The sequence below is a fragment of the Chitinophaga agri genome (assembly GCF_010093065.1).
Lineage (GTDB): Bacteria > Bacteroidota > Bacteroidia > Chitinophagales > Chitinophagaceae > Chitinophaga > Chitinophaga agri.
Window position 1 is genome coordinate 6,301,849 of sequence record NZ_CP048113.1, and the last position, 21,296, is coordinate 6,323,144.

Sequence of the window (21,296 nt, forward strand, 5' to 3'; positions counted from 1 at the left end):
CATGGACGTGGGTTTACAAAGAAAAACAAATTTACACATGAAAGAAAAAACGTGTAGGTTTGTAACAGCAGGCATACCAATATAATGTCCCTTGCGTTTATATAGCATAGCCCGGAGGCTATACTCCCTTAACTAAACAAATCTACACAGGTGAAAAGACTATACTTATCCTTGCTTTTAGTGGCCATGGCGGGTGGTTTGTATGCCCAGACTTCCAATACTGATGCTCCTTCAAAAAAGCAGCAGCGGGAAGAACGCAAGTTGAAGCGTATTTCATTGTTTAAACAGCTGGAAGAAGGAGAGAATCTATATCAAAGGGAATTTTCAATGGGTGGCCGTATCAATACGGATGGCTGGGGAGGTTTCTTTGAACTTGGCTGGCGTAAGAGCAGGCAGCAGGTGACCTATTTCCAGTTTGAGTTTGGTGAGAAGAAGAACCCCAAGGAGGATAAGAAGCCAGGCGCTTTAAAAGATATTGATCAGTATGGTTTTATCTATTCAGAGAAGCCATATATATATGGTAAGCAAAATAACTTCTACCAGGCTAAGCTGGGGGTTGGTCAGCAGAGGCTGATCGGCGGTAAGGGCAATAAAAACGGCGTACTGGTGAATGCTATTTATTACGGTGGCCTGTCAGTGGGACTGAAAAAACCTTATTACCTGAATATCGTAGATCCTAATACAGAAAGAGGCATACAGGTGAAATATGGCCAGGATCCTTTATACGATCAGGCTTTTCTGGACAGAGCATCTATTATAGGTGGTGCCGGTTTTGGAAAGGGCTGGGGGGAGGTAAGTGTGGTACCTGGTTTGCATGCTAAAACCGGTCTCCGGTTTGACTGGGCCCGCTTTAATGAAGTGGTGAGTGCCCTGGAAGTAGGCGTTAATGCTGAATATTATATGAAGGATGTTAATATTATGATTGACCAGGACGCCAAGAAATTTTTCTTTAATGCATACATTGCGCTGCAGTTTGGAAAGCGTTGGGACAAGAAATAGTTCAGAAGTATTAAATTTGTGTTTTAAAGAAAGGATCAGAGATGGAAGAAACACCGATCACGACCGCAACGCCTTGCAGCACAGCGCCTGCTGCCCCTAGGACTAAAAAGCCTGACTGGCTGAGGGTTAAGTTGCCAATAGGAGAGAGTTATAAACAGGTACGCAACCTGGTCGATACGCATAAATTACACACTATCTGCGAAAGCGGTAACTGTCCTAATATGGGCGAATGCTGGGGAGCCGGCACTGCGACCTTTATGATACTCGGTAATATCTGCACCCGTAGTTGCGGGTTCTGTGCGGTAGCGACCGGTAGACCGGATGCGGTAGACTGGGATGAACCTCAGCGTGTAGCGGAAGCGATTTACCTGATGAAGGTAAAACATGCTGTTATTACCTCGGTAGACAGAGATGAACTGAAAGATGGTGGTTCCATTATCTGGGCCAATACGATAAAAGCTGTCAGATCACTGAATCCTGAGACAACTATGGAAACATTGATCCCTGATTTTAGAGGACAGTGGGAAAACCTCCAGCGCATCATTGATGTAGCGCCGGAAATCGTGTCTCACAACCTGGAAACAGTGGAGAGAATGACTAAAAAAGTGCGTATCCAGGCAAAATACCATCGTAGCCTGGAAGTTATTCGCCGGTTGAAAGACGGAGGTATGCGTACCAAAAGCGGTATCATGCTGGGTCTCGGCGAAACTAAAGAGGAAGTAATACAGGCCATGCAAGACCTGTATGATAATGGATGTGATGTGGTTACACTCGGACAATACCTTCAACCTACCCCAAAACATTTACCGGTAGTCCGTTTTGTACACCCAGATGAGTTCGCAGAATTGCGTGAAATAGGATATAACATGGGGCTTGATTATGTTGAATCAGGACCATTGGTGAGATCCTCCTACCATGCAGAAAAACATATTCACAGTGGACGTGCCGCAAAATAAATTTAAACTGTTGTTTAAATTTACATCAGTGGTAACATGTTTCTGATTGCGAGTCATTATCTTTGCCCTGCAATCGCGGGAACGAGGTTAGCTACAGCTCCCTATGGGAGCTGATTTGCCGCCTTTTTAGGATGGCAATATCCCAAGATTTGTTTCAACCGTTAACGACCTGAACCTACCTGTTTGCAGTTTGTGCATAATGCTAAACTGTGCCCGTCGGATTTTTGCTGAAGATCACATTAGCATCTGATTGATAACATATATATAAAGGACAATATCGTCGTTGTCCGCCGATTGGTGTAAAGAAGATTCTGATTGTCAAAACCTTTTATGAAAAGAGTATTTTATCTGACCGCCGTACTGGGTGCTATGCTATGTAATGCACCTACCTATGCGCAAAAGGTCTCCGATTCATTGCTTCCTCAGGCTACCCTGCAGGCGTGCATTCAGTATGCACTTAACCATCAGCCCGTTGTAAAACAGGCCCAACTGGATGAAGATATTACTGAATACACCATTAAGGGAAAACTGGCGGATTGGTATCCTCAGATTGGCCTGGATTACAGTCTTACCCATTATCTGAAGATTCCCACTTCCTATTTTAATGGAAACTACGTACAACTGGGAGTAGAGAATAACTCCGCTGCCCTGTTCCAATGGAACCAGAACCTGTTCACCCGCGACTTGCTGTTAGCTGGCAGAACTGCCCGGGATGTGCGTAAGCAGGCGAAACAGAATACAGAAAGCTACCGTATTGATGTTGTGTCAAATGTGACGAAAGCCTATTATGGTATGCTACTGACGCAGCGCCAGATCGATGTACTGGATGAAGATGTGGTACGTCTGGAGCGTAGTTTGAAAGATGCCTATAACCAGTATCAGGGCGGTATCGTGGATAAGACAGATTATAAGCGGGCTACGATCTCCCTGAACAATACCCGGGCACAGAGGAAAACGGCTGCTGAACAACTGATAGCCAACGAAGCGCAGCTTCGTCAGCTGATGGGGTATCCAACCAGGGGCCCGCTGCCACTGGTGTATGACACCGTGCAAATGCAGCAGAACATTCAGTTGGACACAACGATCACTGTAACTTATAATAACAGGATCGAAATGCAGTTGCTTCAGACGCAGAAAACCCTGCTGGATGCACAGCTGAAGTATAACAAATGGAGCTTTATCCCAACAGTATCCGCTTTCGCAAACTATAACTTCAACTACCTGAACCCGGAATTTTCCAAGTTGTATAACAACAACGTACCTAGTTCCCAGGTAGGACTGAAAGTATCTGTGCCTATCTTCCAGGGCTCTAAACGAATCTACAATATCCGTCAGGCGGAACTGCAGATCAAACGGAATGACCTGGATATAGAAAACCTGCATAATCAGATCAATACGGAGTATACACAGGCAATGGCTACCTATAAAGGTAACCTGAACCAGTTTTATGTGATGAAGGAGAATGTGGACCTGGCCCAGGAAGTATACAACCTGATTGAAATGCAGTACCGCGAAGGGGTGAAGACCTATCTTGAGGTGATCACCGCTCAGACAGACCTGCGTTCCGCACAGCTCAACTATTATAATGCAATGTATACTGTACTGTCCAGCAAAGTGGACCTGCAACGTGCATTAGGTACAATATCAACTAACAACTACTAATAAGGTAACTGGTCAGGTCCGTACAATCTGACCATTGAAAGGACAAATATTTTCAGATGAAAACAAAGCAACACATTCTCCTCATTGGCGCTACAAGCTTATTTTACCTGGCTGCCTGTAAAGGCAAGGATCAGAAAACAGCGATGGTAGTGCCTCCGACACCGGTAAGTGTAGTACCTGCAGTTACAGGCGCTGCTATATACTATGATAAGTATCCCGCTACTGTAGTGGCCTTGAACCAGGTGGAACTGCGTGCACAGGTATCAGGATATATTACCGGCATTTTCTTTAAGGAAGGTGAAGTGGTACAGAAGGGAAAACCGCTCTATGAAATAGATCGCCGTAAGTATGAAGCTGCTTATCGCCAGGCAGAAGCAACTATCGCTCAGGCAAAAGCAAATTTGAATAAAGCGCAGAAAGATGCAGACCGTTATCATAAACTGGCTGAACAAGATGCGATCGCCCGTCAGACAGTCGATAACGCTGAAGCTGCACTGGATGTTGCCCGTAGTCAGGTAGCTGCAGGCGAGGCATCATTACTGGCCGCCCGTACAGACCTCGATTATTCTGTTATAAAAGCGCCGTTCACCGGCCGTATCGGTATCTCTCAGGTAAAACTGGGTGCGCAGGTAGGTGCAGGAACGACTTTATTGAATACGATTTCTTCAGAGAACCCGATCGCGGTTGATTTCGTGGTAAACGAAAACGACATTGCCCGTTTCTCTGCTATGCAGGGTAAGGCTGTTGCGCCGGGCGACTCTACTTTCCGTTTGCAACTGCCTAACGGACAGGCATATTCTGAGTCAGGTCGTCTGACAGTTGTTGACCGTGGTGTGGATAACCTGACAGCTACGATCAAAGTACGTATCGAATTCAACAATCCTAAGAATGAACTGAAAGAAGGTATGAGCAGCGTAATGAATGTGCTGAACGATCAGTCAGGAGACCGCGTGATCATCCCTTACAAATCTGTTATTGAACAGATGGGTGAGTTCTTCGTGTTTGTTGCAAAAGATACAGTGGCTGAGCAACGGAAAATCCATCTCGGTCCCCGCCTGAGAGATAAGGTTGTGGTATTGGATGGTGTACAGCAGGGTGAGCTGGTAGTATCAGAAGGTCTGCAGCGTTTACGTGATGGAGGTAAGATCGATACCTCTACCGTGAAGAAAGCACCGCCTGCGGCAGCTAAGAAATAGATAATAGTTTGAGTTTGAATCAATAGAAGAAGAAACATGATTGCAAATACTTTTATTCGCAGACCGGTTACCGCAATAGTTATTTCTGTTGTATTGGTGCTGGTGGGGCTGCTGGCCATGACAAACCTGCCAATCGGCCAGTACCCTGAAATTTCGCCCCCCACTGTTCAGGTGACCGGTACATATATCGGTGCTGATGCGCAGACTGTGGAGCAAACAACAGCCACGCCTGTGGAAGTACAGGTGAACGGTACGCCTGGTATGACCTACATGACCAGTAACAGTACCAATAGTGGTGCAATGAGCTTAACGGTAAACTTTGAGGTAGGTACTGACATCAATATTGCTGCACTGGACGTACAAAACCGTGTAGGTATTGCACAGCCAACCCTGCCTCAGGAAGTTCAGCGTTTGGGTCTGACCGTAAGAAAACGTAATCCCAGCATCCTCATGCTGGTAGCATTATATTCTCCGAAAGGCACGCATGATGTGACTTTCCTGGATAACTATACCAACGTATATATTAAAGACGCCCTGTTGCGTGCAAAAGGTGTGGGTGATATCTTCACCCGTGCGGACGACTTTAGTATGCGTATATGGCTGAAACCTGACAAGCTGGCCCAGATGGGCGTAACGGCTGAGGAAGTGAGAGCTGCTATCACTGAGCAGAACGCGCAGATCTCAGCAGGTACGGTAGGTGCTCCTCCACAGAAAACCGGACAGACGTACGAATACACCATCTTCGTGAAAGGTCGTCTCGTAACGGCAGAAGAATTTGGTAATATCGTTATCAAAACCCGTCCGGACGATGGTGCACTTGTATATCTGAAAGATGTGGCACGTGTACAGCTGGGAAAATTCAGCTACAGCAACAACTCTTATGTAGATGGAAAGAGAGCGTCTTACCTGCTGGTATACCAGGCGCCAGGTAGTAACGCAATCGAAACGGCGGAAGCAGTGACCGAAACAATGGAGCAGCTGAAGAAGACCTTCCCTAAAGACGTGGAATATGTGGTACCATTCGAATCTGTATCTGTGATCGAGGTATCTATTCACGAGGTAGTGGAAACATTACTGGAAGCACTTGTGCTGGTGGTAATCGTGGTATTCCTCTTCCTGCAAAGCTGGAGAGCGACCGTTATTCCCGTACTCGCGATTCCGGTATCCATTATTGCAACGTTCATCTTCTTCATACCACTCGGATTTACCATCAATACACTTACCTTGTTCGGTTTCGTACTGGCGATTGGTATCGTGGTGGATGACGCCATCGTGGTGGTGGAGGCCGTCCAGCATAATATGGACCATGAACAGATGACGCCTAAAGAGGCAACGTATGCTGCGATGAAAGAGATCTCCGGACCAGTTATGGCAATTGCCCTGATCCTAGCAGCAGTATTCGTACCAGTGGGTTTCATCCCTGGTATCGTAGGGCGTCTGTATCAGCAGTTTGCGATCACTATTGCGATCTCCGTACTGATTTCCGCGTTTGTGGCATTGTCACTGACACCGGCATTGTGTACGCTGATTCTCAGACCTATGCACCTGGATAAGAATTCGAAAGGGCTGGATAAATTCTTCTTCAAGTTCAACGTATGGTTTGGACACGTGACCAGCCGTTATTCACTGGGTGTTAAGAAAAGTATCCGTTTCGGTCGTTATGTGATCATACTGCTGATTTGTATTGTGGTGGGCACCCTGTTCTTATTCAAGGGTAAACCGACAGGATTCATTCCAACAGAGGATGATGGTCGTGTGTATATCACTTTTGACCTGCCGGAATCTTCTTCTACAGAGCGTACGATCGGTGTAATGACAGAGATGATGCATACACTTGACAGCGTAAAAGCAATCGGTCACTATGCAGCATTGGGTGGTTTGAACGTAGTAAGTTTCGCAACGAAGTCTAACAGTGGTACTATCTTCTGTCAGCTGAAACCATGGGATCAGCGTAAGGATAAGTCACAACAGATATTTGGAGTTGTAGCAGAACTGCAGGCTAAATTGTCCAGGTTTAAAGAAGCGAATGTAGTGGTAATCCCGCCACCAGCGATTCCTGGTCTGGGATCTACTGCAGGTTTCTCCTTCATTCTTCAGCAGAAGAGTGGTGGTGGCGATATCAAAGAATTTGAGGGTGTATTGCAGAAATTCACCGGAGCTATCAACCAGCGTCCTGAAATAGCACGTGCATTCTCCTTCTTCACAGCACGTACACCAGGCTATCAGCTGGAGATCGACCGCGAGAAAGCAAAGAAAATGGGTGTACAGATATCCTCTATCGCTACCGCGTTACAAACTTACCTGGGTAGTGCCTATGTGAACGACTTTACGGTGTACGGCCGTAACTTCCGTGTGGTAACACAGGCGGATTCTACTTACAGGGGCGATATTAAAGATCTGAATCAATACTTTGTAAAGAATTCAGCTGGTACGATGGTGCCGTTGAGTGCCCTGACATCTTATAAGGTGACAGAAAGTGCGCCAGTGATCTCTCACTATAACCTGTTCCGTTCTGCAGAGATAAACGGTAGCCCGGCTCCCGGTTACAGTAGTGGTGATGCGATCAAGGCCCTGGAAGAAGTGGCTGCGCAGGTATTACCTGAAGGATATGGATATGAGTTCTCCGGTTTGAGCCGTGAGGAGATATTATCCGGATCGAAAACGGTTTACATCTTCGCTCTCTCTATCATATTCGTATTCCTCTTCCTGGCAGCACTGTATGAGAGCTGGTCAGTACCATTCTCAGTACTCCTGGCTGTACCTATTGGGGCATTTGGTGCGATCCTTACCCTGACGTTCCTGCCAAATCTGACGAATAACGTATATGCTCAGATCGGTCTGATCACGTTGATTGGTCTGTCGGCAAAGAACGCGATCCTGATCGTTGAGTTTGCTAAAGAGCGTGTAGATAGAGGTATGGAGCTTGTGACAGCGACAGTAGAGGCAGCTAAGCTGCGTTTACGTCCTATTATTATGACATCCCTGGCGTTCCTGCTGGGTATCCTGCCACTTGTATTGTCCAGCGGAGCGGGTGCAGAATCCCGTAAAACGATGGGTTGGACGGTGTTAGGTGGTATGTTCACTGCCACGTTCCTGGCGATCTTTATTGTACCTGTGCTGTATGTGGTGATTACCCGTCTGGCATACGGTAAAGATAAACTGAAGCAAATGCAGGATAATTACACGTCAATGCAGCATCACGATATATAGACGGAAAACATTGCAATTAAAAAAGGCGTTCGCTATTGCGGACGCCTTTTTCGTTTTATTGAAGTATAATAAGATTTTATTTGCTGAGGGTCATGTAAAAGAAGTAAATGGAAGCCATGAGTGAAACAGCGATCATTACCAGGAGAGAAATTAATAATAATTTCCAGCCTATGTGTACCCGCATTTTATTGGTCGGGGGCTGTATATCTTCATAGTGTACATCTTTTCTGTTGTACCAAAACCCCGTTGCCGGCCTGTCTGTCTCCAATGCAATTTGTTGCATAAGAGACGTTTTCAGGTGTGCAGGTGGTAATGCTGCTTCTTTGAACGACAGTCGTTCAAGACGCCGTTCAACTTCATCTGACTCGGTCTGGATCTCCGGAAACAGGTCCAGGTGAATGCGATACTCGGTTTCTTCTTCCGGAGTAGCAAAACCTAGAAGCACTTTTTCGATATTTCCATCTGATATGTAACGTTCGTAATCCATAGTTACATGTGGGTATTTCTCAAGTTAACACATCCAATATTGCAGGATGGAGAATAAAATAATATGCAGTTCTGCGAAGGTGATAAAAAAGTCAGACAAAAAGTTGTCCAAACTAGTGAAATAAGTAAATACTTATAAAAAAATAAGATAAACCGGTCCAGGGTTGGAAAGTGGCCGGTTTATCTGTTTTATAGCTTAGTTACTTTTCTTTTTGAAAATATTTCCCAGGGTGCTTTTTACCGCTTGTTCTGCCTGTTTGCCAGCATTCTGCAAAGGTTGCGCCTTAGTTCCTGAAGTATCTTTCTGACCCGTGATCTGTTTAGTGATCTGGTCTTTCAGTCCGGCTACTGCCTGGTCTTTAACTGAATTTAAGGAGTCTTTCAGCGCTGCTTTTGTGCTATCTACCCTGTTCTTAACAAGGGCAGTTGCCTGGTCCTTCAGGTTATTAAGTGTACCGGTGGCAGTTTCCTGCAGGTCTGTTTTATAGGTCGGCTTCATGATATTACCACCGAGCAATACATTCAGGTGCACACTGTCGCTGATGTTGACCGGTATACCTTTATTGGTAGCCTGAGAAGCGAGACTGGTGATCAGCGCATCTCCCTGTTTCCCAATGACGCTGCGTGGGAGGGTCATCTGAAGTGTATAGTCCAGCGACTGATCGAAACCATGTGAGCCGCCTACCAGCATACTGATATTGCTTACATTTACTTTGAATGGATTCACTTTTACACGGCCATTTTCAAAAGCAAAATAAGTCTTGATATCTTTCAGAGAGAAGTTTTTCAGCTGGGTAACGTTCAGTGTATTAGCCAGTTGCTCTATTGGAGCAAATTTCTGTAATGCACCCTCGAGTACCAACAGGTTACCGTCACCGGTCAGACTACTCAGCAGTGGCATCATATCCTGCCCCAGTTTACCGGTCAGCTCCAGCTTGGAGTTGATCTTACCACTCAGGAACTTAGCAACCGGCATGAGCGCCTGTACTGTATTGAAGGCATTGAATGTTTGCTGTACGTCCACGTTCTGCACATTATAGGACATATTGATGTCCGGATTGGTCTTACTGTTCTTGGTACTATAACTACCATTTACCTCCATGTTACCCTGTAAGGCGTTAGCCTTGATCTGCTGCATGGAAACAGTTTCGTCTTTCAGTAACAGGTTACCGGAGAGGTTGGACATATCCAGCTTATCATAGTGTACCTGGTCTACCTGTGCCTGTAACGCAAGGTTCAGGTTTGCCGGAACGGCAAAAGGAGCGCTGGCGGTATCGGCTGGTGTTACGGCAGTTGTTGTTTCTGTGGTACCCATCCACTTATCAAGATCCACCTTGTCTGCTTTTACATTTAGTTTACCATCCAGTGGCTGGTTTTTCAGCATGTAGGCCAGCATATTGTTTACTTCGCCATTTGCCTGGAAGTTGGTACCCATGTATTGTCCGTCAAACCTGGAAACGGTTACGTTCTTTGGGTTGAACTGCATAGAAAGGGTATTTACTTTCACGCCGTCAGGGTAGTCTTTGCTGCGGTATAACAGATCGCTGATCAGGATACTGCCGGCAGCATAGAATTTATCATATGCCTGTTTTTCGATTGCGCTCATATTTCCTTTAGCAGAAACATCCGCATCTATCAGACCAGTCAGCGCCGTGCCTTCTTCCAGTTTTACAAACTGGGACACTTTGGACAGGTCCAGTTTACCTTTGGCAGCACCGTCCACGTACATGTCCGAAACAGGTGTTTTTACCAACAGGCGTATATCTAATGGCGTATTGTCCATTTCCGCATGAGCGGCAGGGATGTCTACGACAGTATGGTCAGGAATACCGTCCGGATTATTAACACTCATCTTCACCTGGATGTTTTTCACAGGTTTAGGGAGATCAGGGTATTGGAAGAAGCCGTCTTTCACCGCGAGGTTAAGTCCGAAGGCCGGCATTTCATTGGTGCTGTAATTACCTTTCACATAACCATCAAAAGCGGCAGTACCGGAAGTTTTGATTTTGTCAAAGTCCTGCATGAATATAGCGGGTACCAGGGAGAGGATGTCTTTAAACTGAGTAGAAGGTGCCTTCATGGTCAGATCCATACCATAGGTACTGTCGTTCACCAGTTTGAAAAAGCCCTGGAACGCCAGTTCAAGATTGTTCAGGGTAGCTTTACCTTGCTGGAAGGTGTAGGTGCTGGTTTTATTGTCTACCTGTATATCAGCGTCCATTGTAGTTTTGGTGCGCAGCAGGTAAGGAATAAGGCCATAACGGAAAGTTACACCTTCAGCCTGGGTTTTTGTTTGCAGCGTGAAGAGGTCCTGCGTAAAATCGCCTTTTCCCTGGTGGTCCAGTCCTTCGATGAGCATGCCCATATCGCCCTGTTCATCATCATAGCGGATGGTTGCATCTTCGATACTATACTGTTGCAGGTCCAGTGCAAATTTAGCGGAAGCTGTATCAGCCGGAGTAGTCTGTGCAGTGTCAGGTTTGGTGATCTCCCAGTTAGCCTGACCCTGTTTATTAATAATGGCATGAATGCGGGGAGAAATGACAGCTACGTTGTAGATATCCATTTTATCGCCTTTGATCACGCTCATCAGATTGAGTGCCAGATCGATTTTTTTTACGGCAAACAGGGTGTCTCCTGCAAAAGGAGCTCTGTTTACCACGCTCAGGTCTTCCAGGGCTACTGCCAGTCTGGGAAAGTGTCTTATCAGGCTGATATCCACATCTTTAAAGTCGACATCAGCTACAAGCTGCTTATTCAGCTCTGTTTTGACCAGAGACATGATCTTGCCCTTGAAAAAGTATGGGATAGCAATGGCTGCGATAACCAATACCAGCAAGAAGATTCCTACAAATTTGAGGATTTTTTTGAGCATGTTTTAGATAGATGTTTTTTATTATGTATGAAGGTAGTAAGGAAAAGCGGTATTCAAAAGTATGAATTGAGTTAAATTTGCCAGCGAAAATATATATACAACTGATTATGACGCCTGAACGTAGGGAAAGGTTACTATCTGTGCTAAATAAAAGACAAGCGGGGCTGACGGTGGTCCTGGAAAACGTGTTTGACCCGCACAATATATCCGCAGTAATGCGCACCTGTGATGCTGTGGGCATTCAGGATGTATATGTGTTAAATACGAGGATCGCACGGCATAAGAAATGGGGTGTCAGGAGTTCTTCTGGTGCTTCCAAGTGGATGACGGTTCATCAGTTTACAGATACAGCGACCTGCGTCGCGGCCTTAAGGCAGAAGTATGAAAAGATCTATACTACCCACCTGGCAGCCGATTCAGTGAGCCTCTACGATATTAATTTCACTGGTTCCATCGCCCTGGTATTTGGCAATGAGCAGGAGGGTGTAAGCGATGAGATGAGAGCACTGTGTGATGGGAATTTTATCATTCCGCAGATGGGCGTGATCAAATCGCTCAATATTTCCGTGGCCTGTGCAGTGAGCATTTACGAGGCATTGAGACAAAAAACAATTGCAGGTCATTATGAACAAAAAAGCTTACCGGATGCTCAATTCAATGCATTGCTTGAGCAATGGGGCTTTGAGGAGGATGACATGTAATATCAACGGTTCGTCACCATAGCTATCAGGTATAGCAGGAAAGAAGGCGTCCTGCTATAGAAGCGATTTTTGGCTGTGATCGACAGCACAATATTACCAATCTCTGGTAGACCTACACCACAAATTCGCTTGAGATAGCTTTCTCATACGAAGGTCAGACAGACATTGTCCCGGTCTATCTGCAGCATATTTAACTGGCCATATACAAAACAGGCAGTCCGGTTACCGGACTGCCTGTTTTGTTGCTAAATAGTACGGGAAATTATTAAGCTTTTCAATTCGCTGTATTGACTTGTAGCAGTGAATTGATAAATGTTTTTGCCCCTGTCAGTTTGATATCACTGTATCGGTTATTGTTCAATGGAAATAATGTTGTGCTAAACATACTACGCATATATTGCAGCTGTTGCCAGGCAGGATACAACTCGTTTTCACCTTCCGGATGTGCCGCTCTTTCCCTTTGAATAACAGCCCACAAATCCTCCAGGCTACCCTGCCGTATCAGTTTAAATTCCTGTTCTTTCATCTCACCTGCTAATGCTGCAAGTTCTTTGGGAGAAACCTGAAAGCCTGCAATACGCATAAAACGAGGTGTTGTTGCATCCATCGCAGCCGCAGCCGTAAATGCAGCAACATCATTCATGGTAGTGAAATCTATTCGCTGATTTTCATCTTCCCAGTAACTTATACTATTATTGCTCAGGTCCAGCAGTGGATTGCCATAGGTCAATATCTCCGCAAATGCACCATTCAGTATTGATGTTGCTGCTATAGGTGCTTTTTCAAGCTGTTCGTGGAATTTACGCCTCAGGTCGAAATTACGGTTTTCTCCTGCCGCTTGTTTGGTGAAGTCACTGGAGAAATCAGATGGGATAAAACGGGGAACACCAGCATTTACTGCCGCCTGCAACAAGGCAGACTGTACGTCAACGATAACGTCTTCAAGGCCCTGCAAAGCAGAAATAACACAATCTACATCTTTGCAGGCAAGCGTTAGTTCATTGATATTGGTCAGGTCCGTCTGAATAACGCCAATATCATATTGCTTCAAAGTGCCGATTTTCTCCAAGGGTGTATTAGGACGGATGACGGCACGTACTTCAGCGCCTTCATCCAGTAGTTTATGGATGATCTGTCCGCCCAGGTTGCCCGTTCCGCCTGCTATCAGAATTTTTGCGTTCATACTATTCTTCGTTTGTTTGGCATATACCGCATTATTGATGCCTGTTTTTTTAAAATTTACACATATTAAAAAGGGTAGTCTGTGATGACTACCCTTTCGTTATAATGCTATTTTGTTATTTCATTATGCACTACAGGTGACACAGCCTTCTTCCATCGTACAAACTGCACCCTCAACAAATTCTACTTCATCGAGTTTAGCGTCTACTGTTTTGGTCGCTTTCACCTCCCCGTTTTTCTTTTCCACCATTGGTTCGATCTGCTGTCCGCCTTGTTTTTCAACAGTGAACTGTACGGCCTGAGCCGCTGCTTGTGTACGCAGGTAGTACATACCTGTTTTGAGCCCTTTCTTCCATGCATAGAAGTGCATAGATGTCAGTTTTGCTGCGGACGGAGTATCCACGAAAAGGTTTAGTGACTGAGACTGGCAGATGAAAGCCCCGCGATCGGCTGCCATGTCAATGATAGTACGCTGCTTGATCTCCCATACTGTTTTATACAGATCTTTGATCTGTGAAGGGATTTCAGGGATCTGCTGAATAGAGCCATTGGAAGTAATGATCTTGTTTTTCATATCATTATCCCACAGACCGAGTTCTACCAGATCTTTCAGCAGGTGTTTATTTACTACTACAAACTCACCGCTTAATACGCGACGGGTGTATATATTTGACGTATATGGTTCGAAACATTCGTTATTACCCAGGATCTGAGATGTAGAAGCTGTCGGCATGGGCGCAAGTAACAATGAGTTCCGTACGCCATGCTTTTTGATCTCTTCTTTCAGTGATGCCCAATCCCAGCGTGCGGATGGAGTTACACCCCACATGTCATACTGGAGGATACCTTTTGATACAGGAGAACCTGCATATGTTTCGTAAGCGCCGTCTTTTATTGCCAGGTCCTTAGAGGCTGTTAAGGCAGCAAAGTAGATAGTCTCAAAGATTTCGCTATTCAGTTTTTTCGCTTCTTCGCTTTCAAACGGATAACGCATCAGAATGAACGCATCAGCAAGTCCCTGTACCCCGAGACCGATCGGACGGTGGCGCATGTTACTGTTACGTGCTTCTTCTACGGGGTAGAAGTTATTATCGATGATACGGTTCAGGTTCAGTGCTGCCTGGTAAGTTACTTCATACAGCTTCTCATGATCGAATTTTCCATCAATTACGAAGCGTGGCAACGCCAGTGAAGCAAGGTTACATACAGCTACTTCATTTGCATCAGTATATTCGATGATTTCAGTACACAGATTAGAACTCTTGATGGTACCCAGATTCTGCTGGTTCGATTTACGGTTGGCCGAATCTTTATACAACAGATAAGGATTGCCTGTTTCAATTTGTGCATCCAGAATAGAGAACCACAGGTCTTGTGCTTTTACGGTCTTACGTGCACGGTTTTCTGATTCATATTTTGTATAGAGTTTTTCAAATTCTTCGCCCCAGCATTCATGCAGGCCTGGTGCTTCATGAGGGCAGAAGAGACTCCATTCCCCATTTTCTTCTACGCGCTTCATGAACAGGTCTGGTACCCATAATGCATAGAACAGATCTCTTGCACGCATTTCCTCTTTACCATGGTTCTTACGCAGGTCCAGAAATTCAAAGATATCGGCATGCCATGGTTCCAGGTAAATAGCGAAAGCGCCTTTACGTTTACCACCACCCTGGTCTACATAACGTGCAGTATCGTTAAATACGCGTAGCATAGGGATGATGCCATTGGATGTACCATTAGTGCCACTGATGTAGGAACCTGTAGCACGAATATTGTGAATGCTCAGACCAATACCACCAGCGCTCTGGGAGATCTTCGCGGTTTGTTTTAATGTATCGTATATCCCCTCAATACTATCATCCTGCATGGTTAATAGAAAGCAGCTGGACATCTGAGGTTTAGGTGTGCCGGCATTAAAGAGGGTAGGAGTAGCATGTGTGAACCAGCGTTCGCTCATCAGGTTATACGTCTTGATGGCTGCATCGATATCTTCTTTATGGATACCGACAGATACACGCATGAGCATATGTTGAGGGCGTTCAGCCACCTTACCGTCTATTTTCAGCAGGTAAGAACGCTCCAGTGTTTTGAAACCAAAATAGTCGAAAGCAAAGTCACGATCGTAAATAATGCTGGAGTCAAGGATCTCCGCATTTTTCCTGATAATCTCATACACATCATCAGCTAATAACGGTGCAGGTTTGCCTACTTTTGGATCGACATATTCATACAGTTTTTTCATCGTTTTGGAGAATGATTTCACTGTATTTTTATGGAGATTGCTTACCGCAATACGAGAGGCAAGCAAGGCATAGTCAGGATGTTTTGTAGTAAGCGACGCTGCAGTTTCTGCGGCAAGATTATCCAGTTCGCTGGTGGTTACTCCATCATATAAACCCTGTATCACTTTTTTGGCTACGTCTATGGCATCTACGTACTCAGCATTCAGTCCATAGCACAGCTTTTCAACACGAGCAGTAATCTTGTCAAACTTAACAGCTTCTTTGTGGCCGTCGCGCTTAATTACAAACATGGTTAAATGAATTTAAGAGGTTGAGTAAAGTATTTATGAAAATGTGGTTGTCGGCAAATTCTGCAATAACATGCAATTATTATGCCTTATTAGAAATCTTCGTCCAGACTAAATGTCTGTGTGTCCTTGCCGGACATGACACCCGCTTTCTGATAGTCACCCACCCGTTTTTCGAAGAAGTTTGTCTTACCCTGCAGAGAGATCATCTCCATGAAGTCAAACGGATTTGCTGTATTGTAAATTTTAGCATATCCCAGTTCGCCTAACCAGCGGTCAGCTACGAACTCGATATATTCACTCATCAGTTTACTGTTCATACCGATCAGTGCAACCGGCAGTGCATCTATGATGAATTCTTTTTCGATAGATACTGCGTCACGTATGATGGTGTGTACCTGGTCCTGAGATAATTTGTTTTCCAGCATGCTATACAGCAGACAGGCAAATTCGCAATGCAATCCTTCATCACGGCTGATCAGCTCATTGGAAAAGGTCAGACCTGGCATTAGTCCTCTTTTCTTCAGCCAGAAGATAGAGCAGAAGCTCCCACTGAAGAAAATACCTTCTACTGCAGCAAATGCAACAAGGCGTTCAGCAAAATTGCCGTTTTCAATCCAGCGTAACGCCCATTCTGCTTTTTTTGTCACAGCTGGTACTGTTTCGATCGCATGAAACAACCGGTCTTTTTCTGCCGGATCTTTCACGTATGTATCGATCAGCAATGCATATGTTTCAGAATGGATGTTTTCCATCATGATCTGAAAACCGTAGAAACAACGCGCCTCAGGTAACTGTACCTCGCTCATGAAATTCACGGCGAGATTTTCATTCACAATACCGTCACTTGCGGCAAAAAATGCCAGTACGTGAGTAATGAAATGACGTTCCCCATCATTGAGATTATTCCAGTCCTTCATATCTGCACTTAAATCAATCTCCTCTGCTGTCCAGAAACTAGCCTCATGTTGCTTGTATTTCTCCCATACCTTCGGATAATTGATAGGCAGCAATACAAATCTGTCTTTGTTTTCCTTTAAAAGCAGTTCATTCTCTAAATTCATCGCTCAATAAATTTTATATGGTTAACGTATACAGATAGAAAGGACATGAAGGAGACGTTAACCCCCCGCAATAAATGACTAGTTTGAAACCCTTTCCTAAAACCCTTTGATACGTGAATGTGTTCCGATCGAAATTTCTTGTGCCAGCTCGGTTAGAATTAATCCTTCCCGGCCACCGGGGTGTTCGCTCATATCCCTTGGAGACTTGTTACTCGTATCGTGAACTCTTACAAATGTACACAGGAATAATACCGGTGCACTTTTTAGTTTTTAACAGACTGTGGAAAAAGAAACCGGAAATTATGAAGAGGGTGATGGAGCGTGTGCTTAGCCAGATAAGTGAAAATAAAATTCCCGGATCCGGGAATTTGCTGCGCACGAAATGACTGAGTACTGCCGTGAAACGGGAAAAATTTTGTTAAATCCGCTCTTGTTAACTGTAAGTCAGCTATTTATTCTACATATTTACATTTAAATCATATTTCTCCTTATGGCGTCACATATATTGCATCTTTCCAATATTATAAAGGCATACCATGACACAGTCGTGCTGGATATCCCCAGCCTTGAACTGGATTACGGTGTATATTGGTTGTTGGGAGGAAATGGCGCTGGTAAGACAACGTCCATGAAGGTAATGGCGGGGCTGATCCCTTTCAGGGGAGACATCCTGCTGAATGGAAAGGTGAGTTGCAATAAACAACCGGTACAATACCGTAAGCTGGTCAATTATGCGGAGGCAGAGCCGCTATATCCTGGATTTATTACCGGTAGTGATCTTGTGGCACTGTATGTAAAAACCAAGGGAGAAGGGTACACAGATATACAGAAAATTATTGATTTACTGGGAGTTAGTTCTTTTATCCACCAACCAGTAAGTAGCTATTCTTCCGGCATGCTGAAGAAGGTATCGTTGCTGCTGGCATTTACCGGCAGGTCAAAGGTGATCCTGCTCGATGAGCCACTGATCACGCTTGATACACAGTCACTTCCGTTATTATATGCATTAGTGGAAGAATTCCATCAGCAATATGGCGTTACTTTTTGTATTACATCCCATCAACCGGTCACAGCCGGATCAATACGGTTGGAAGTACAGGGCAAAAACATTGTGAAAATCTAATTATCCACAATGGCATTATCCAAGATATTCACTATGCGTTTTTATGCCAGGAACACAGGCTTTTTCCTGGTACTGTTTTATTTTTTCTTCGGCATTGTTCCGGGTGGACAATTACTTTCCTACCACTATACACTGATTAAAGGCTTTACAGGCAGTCTGGATTTTCTCGCGATCGTCTGTGTCATCTGGTTGCTGTATAATTTGAAGTGTATTGCTTTTATTATTAATGTTCTTTCCACAAAAGAACACACCTTCCTGTATGGTACGCTCGGGATACTCGAAGGCGCCGCTAAATGGCGTACCTGGTTATGGCTGCATGTAACGCTCTACGCGCCTGTGCTGATATATAGTTTGGTCTCAGCCACAATAGCTGTGCGGTTACATGCATATACGGCTGCATTTGTCATCGGACTGTTTAACATAATAATGATAACAGCGCCGTTGTGGTTCTACTCGCATAAGATGGGACATCCAGGCACCGTGTCATTCCTGGCCAGATGGCAGCAATGGTTCAATAAGACTGTCAGGAAACCCATATGGTCCTTCTATGGGTATGAACTGCTTAATAATAATATACGTTCGTTCTTTATTGCCAAAGTAGTTGCTGCTGTTGTGGTGATCATTACCTGCTCGCTAATGGGAGGCAAATATGATGAGCGTTTTCTACTGGTGGGAGGCCTGATCTGTGTGCTGGCCCAAAGCGTACTGGTATACCATCACCAGCGCTTTGATGATCTCTATTTGTCTATGTTACCTCAGCTGCCTATTCCTTTGTGGAAAAGGTATGTGCAGATATGTATATTATACCTGATACTCTTAGCTCCGGAAAGCATCCTGCTGGTATATAAGACATGGCAGTCAGCCACATTAATGCACTGGTTAATGCTGATCCTGACCGGACTCTCGCTCATGACGCTGTTCCGTAGTCTGCTGTACCTGCCCAATATAGACCAGGACAAGTATTTCAGATGGGTACTGATCATTATTGTGATCATCCTGTTTATGGGCCTCGCACGCTGGTATTGGTATGGTATCCTGCTATTGCAGTCGCTCGCCCTGGTGATTTTCTGCTATAGGTATTACCGTTATGAGGCGCCGTTAGAGAAAGTGGATTAAAAGCTCATTATCATAATAAAAATATGGGTATATTCGTCATAGAGCCGCAAAATAGTAAGAAGGAAGACACATATTTTATACAACCATCATCTATGGGTTTCTTATCCAAATTCTTTGGTAAACGTAGCAAAGCTGATTTAGAGAACCCAATGCAGGGGCTGCATATAGCTGAAGACGATGAACGAATGAGCTGGGCCATCGAAAAGGCCATTGCCACTTTGCACTATTTTCAGAATAGCCTGCTGGAGCCGGAACCGGTTCAGCAATATTTTTCCGTAAAAGTATTAATTGACGATGGCGTACATCGTGAACATCTGTGGCTGACATCCCCGAGTTTCGATGATGAAGGTAATCTTTATGGTATAGTTGGTAATAAGCCCGTGTATGTCAATTCTGTAACAATGAACCAGAAAATCGGTATTGATCCGTGTTTTATTTCCGACTGGATGATCATTGAAGATGGCCGCCTGATAGGCGGTTACACTATCCGCGCGGTCCGTGAAGGAAAACCCGTGCACGAGCGGGCAGAATTTGACAGGCAGGTAGGGCTTTACATTGATGAAGGTATTGATTACTTTGTGCATGATTTTTCCACACCGGAAGGAGCCATACTATGTCTTGAGGATGCATATGATGAACATAATATAGAGAAAGCCATCGCTTGTAAGAACTTTATAGAAGAAGCACGATTATTGCTGATGAAAATGAACGATATATATAATGGGAATGATATATTGCTGACCACTGCCGATATTCTACGCACATCGTTCATCAGAAGTCTTGAAAAAGATGGTTTTCCCGTATTCAGTGACCTGCGCCGGGCGTTCCCTTATCGCAAAAAGATCACTGACAGACTGTATCTCATCACAGAAGTCTGCATCTTCCCGGATGGCGGAAAAAGTACGCAGCAGATCTACACCTTTAAAGGTGAAGATGGATGGCGGGTATTAAACGTTATTGAATAAAATTATCCTCAGGTCCAAAGACTCCATGTCATGACAAAGACTTTCACACTGGGACTGCTGCTTTTGCTGGCAGCCGTTACCACTATTGCACAGCAAAAAATATTGAATGTAGGCGTAGCCGGATTATCCCATGACCACGTACATCTGTTGATGCATCAGTGGAAAAAAGGACAGGTAACCATTGCTGGTATCGCGGAACCGGATGCGCAACTCATCGCCCGTTACAAAAAAAGTTATCAGTTGCCCGACTCTCTCTTCTACCCTGACATGGCGGCTTTACTGAAGCATAAGCACCCGGATGCAGTGCTGGCATATAATGCAGTAGCAGACCATATTGATGTTGTGGAAGCCTGCGCTCCTCGGGGTATATCTGTCATGGTGGAAAAGCCATTAGCTACTACTGTTGCGCAGGCAGAACGTATGGCGGCGCTGGCAAAGAAACACAACATCCACCTGCTGACCAACTACGAAACTACCTGGTATAATACCAACCAGTATGTATACGATCTGGTGAAAAAACAGGAGGCGGTAGGGCCGGTGAGAAAAATGGTCGTTCATGACGGACATGAAGGACCGAGAGAAATAGGTTGTAGCGAAGACTTTCTGAAATGGCTGACTGACCCGGTAAAAAACGGGGGCGGCGCGCTGATGGATTTCGGCTGTTATGGTGCTAATCTCATGACCTGGCTGATGGATGGAAAAGCACCTGTGGCAGTTACCGCCGTAGCCCGGCATATCAAACCTGCAGTATATCCCAAAGTAGAAGATGATGCGACCATCCTGCTGGAATATCCGGAAGCCACCGGTATCATTGAGGCATCGTGGAACTGGCCTTTCAGTATCAAAGACTGGGAGGTATTCGGGAAATCAGGTTATCTGCATGCACTGAATCCTACAGATCTTCAACAGCGTAGGAAAAATGAATACCAGCCGGTTAAAGTACCAGAAGCTACCTATACGGATAATATTACATATCTTGCAGCTGTGTTGAATGGCTCCCTGAAACCTGAAAATGATCTTTCTTCGCTGGAAAACAATCTGATCGTCGTACGTATACTGGAAGCAGCACGTACATCGGTTAAAGAAGGCAAAAGAATCGTCCTGAAAAAATAGCATCAGCGCCATCAGCGGACTACCTTATACCGAACAGAAAATACGAACATATGCGCAGCCACATCGTTGCTTACAGGCAACGGTGTGGCTGTCTTGATAATAGACTATCCATCAGTAA

15 protein-coding genes are annotated in these 21,296 nt (G+C 44.9%); 10 read left to right on the forward strand and 5 right to left on the reverse strand.

Going from position 1 to position 21,296, the window contains the following annotated elements:
* The first annotated feature begins 150 nt into the window (after positions 1 to 150).
* The 5 genes from GWR21_RS25295 (at position 151) to GWR21_RS25315 (ending at position 8,023) form a co-directional block, all read left to right on the forward strand.
* Positions 151 to 999 carry a hypothetical protein gene (locus tag GWR21_RS25295; protein WP_162334496.1) on the forward strand — a complete coding sequence of 283 codons (849 nt, stop codon included), beginning with the start codon at positions 151 to 153 and terminating at the stop codon, positions 997 to 999.
* Between the two features lie 41 nt (positions 1,000 to 1,040).
* The gene (gene lipA, locus GWR21_RS25300) at positions 1,041 to 1,955 is read left to right on the forward strand and encodes a lipoyl synthase (RefSeq protein ID WP_202928991.1); all 915 of its coding nucleotides are present in this window, start codon (positions 1,041 to 1,043) and stop codon (positions 1,953 to 1,955) included.
* 330 nt (positions 1,956 to 2,285) lie between these two features.
* Positions 2,286 to 3,617, forward strand: coding sequence for a TolC family protein (locus GWR21_RS25305; RefSeq protein ID WP_162334497.1), 1,332 nt, complete (start codon positions 2,286 to 2,288; stop codon positions 3,615 to 3,617).
* A gap of 56 nt (positions 3,618 to 3,673) precedes the next feature.
* Positions 3,674 to 4,813, forward strand: coding sequence for an efflux RND transporter periplasmic adaptor subunit (locus tag GWR21_RS25310; RefSeq protein ID WP_162334498.1), 1,140 nt, complete (start codon positions 3,674 to 3,676; stop codon positions 4,811 to 4,813).
* Positions 4,814 to 4,849: 36 nt separating this feature from the next.
* A complete protein-coding gene (locus GWR21_RS25315; RefSeq protein WP_162334499.1) occupies positions 4,850 to 8,023 on the forward strand; it encodes an efflux RND transporter permease subunit in 3,174 nt (1,057 codons plus the stop codon).
* A gap of 76 nt (positions 8,024 to 8,099) precedes the next feature.
* Here GWR21_RS25315 and GWR21_RS25320 read toward each other — a convergent pair whose 3' ends face one another.
* Both GWR21_RS25320 and GWR21_RS25325 read right to left on the reverse strand, forming a co-directional pair.
* Positions 8,100 to 8,510, reverse strand: coding sequence for a hypothetical protein (locus tag GWR21_RS25320; protein ID WP_162334500.1), 411 nt, complete (start codon positions 8,508 to 8,510; stop codon positions 8,100 to 8,102).
* A 195-nt stretch (positions 8,511 to 8,705) separates the two neighbouring features.
* Positions 8,706 to 11,384 (reverse strand): AsmA family protein, encoded by a 2,679-nt coding sequence (locus tag GWR21_RS25325; RefSeq protein WP_162334501.1) that lies wholly within the window; start codon positions 11,382 to 11,384, stop codon positions 8,706 to 8,708.
* A 107-nt stretch (positions 11,385 to 11,491) separates the two neighbouring features.
* Here GWR21_RS25325 and GWR21_RS25330 point away from each other — a divergent pair, with 107 nt between their 5' ends.
* Complete coding sequence (locus GWR21_RS25330; RefSeq protein ID WP_162334502.1) at positions 11,492 to 12,085, forward strand: TrmH family RNA methyltransferase; 594 nt, start codon at positions 11,492 to 11,494, stop codon at positions 12,083 to 12,085.
* Positions 12,086 to 12,359: 274 nt separating this feature from the next.
* Here the strand turns inward: GWR21_RS25330 and GWR21_RS25335 are convergent, their stop codons facing one another.
* From GWR21_RS25335 to GWR21_RS25345, 3 genes are all read right to left on the reverse strand, one after another.
* Entirely contained in the window at positions 12,360 to 13,268 is a 909-nt protein-coding gene (locus GWR21_RS25335; protein ID WP_162334503.1) for an NmrA family NAD(P)-binding protein, read from the reverse strand.
* Between the two features lie 123 nt (positions 13,269 to 13,391).
* A complete protein-coding gene (locus tag GWR21_RS25340; RefSeq protein ID WP_162334504.1) occupies positions 13,392 to 15,800 on the reverse strand; it encodes a ribonucleoside-diphosphate reductase subunit alpha in 2,409 nt (802 codons plus the stop codon).
* Between the two features lie 89 nt (positions 15,801 to 15,889).
* Positions 15,890 to 16,861: a ribonucleoside-diphosphate reductase small subunit gene (locus GWR21_RS25345; RefSeq protein ID WP_162334505.1), complete on the reverse strand. Its 972-nt coding sequence runs from the start codon at positions 16,859 to 16,861 to the stop codon at positions 15,890 to 15,892.
* 490 nt (positions 16,862 to 17,351) lie between these two features.
* On the opposite strand from GWR21_RS25345, the gene GWR21_RS25350 reads away from it, so the two are divergent.
* The 4 genes from GWR21_RS25350 to GWR21_RS25365 all read left to right on the forward strand — a co-directional run bounded on the left by GWR21_RS25350 (position 17,352) and on the right by GWR21_RS25365 (position 21,178).
* On the forward strand, positions 17,352 to 17,984 hold the full coding sequence (locus GWR21_RS25350; RefSeq protein WP_162334506.1) for an ABC transporter ATP-binding protein: 633 nt from the start codon (positions 17,352 to 17,354) through the stop codon (positions 17,982 to 17,984).
* Positions 17,985 to 17,993: 9 nt separating this feature from the next.
* Positions 17,994 to 19,100 (forward strand): hypothetical protein, encoded by a 1,107-nt coding sequence (locus tag GWR21_RS25355; RefSeq protein ID WP_162334507.1) that lies wholly within the window; start codon positions 17,994 to 17,996, stop codon positions 19,098 to 19,100.
* Positions 19,101 to 19,192: 92 nt separating this feature from the next.
* Positions 19,193 to 20,065: a YegJ family protein gene (locus GWR21_RS25360; protein ID WP_162334508.1), complete on the forward strand. Its 873-nt coding sequence runs from the start codon at positions 19,193 to 19,195 to the stop codon at positions 20,063 to 20,065.
* A 30-nt stretch (positions 20,066 to 20,095) separates the two neighbouring features.
* Entirely contained in the window at positions 20,096 to 21,178 is a 1,083-nt protein-coding gene (locus tag GWR21_RS25365) for a Gfo/Idh/MocA family protein (RefSeq protein WP_162334509.1), read from the forward strand.
* The last annotated feature ends 118 nt before the right edge of the window (positions 21,179 to 21,296 follow it).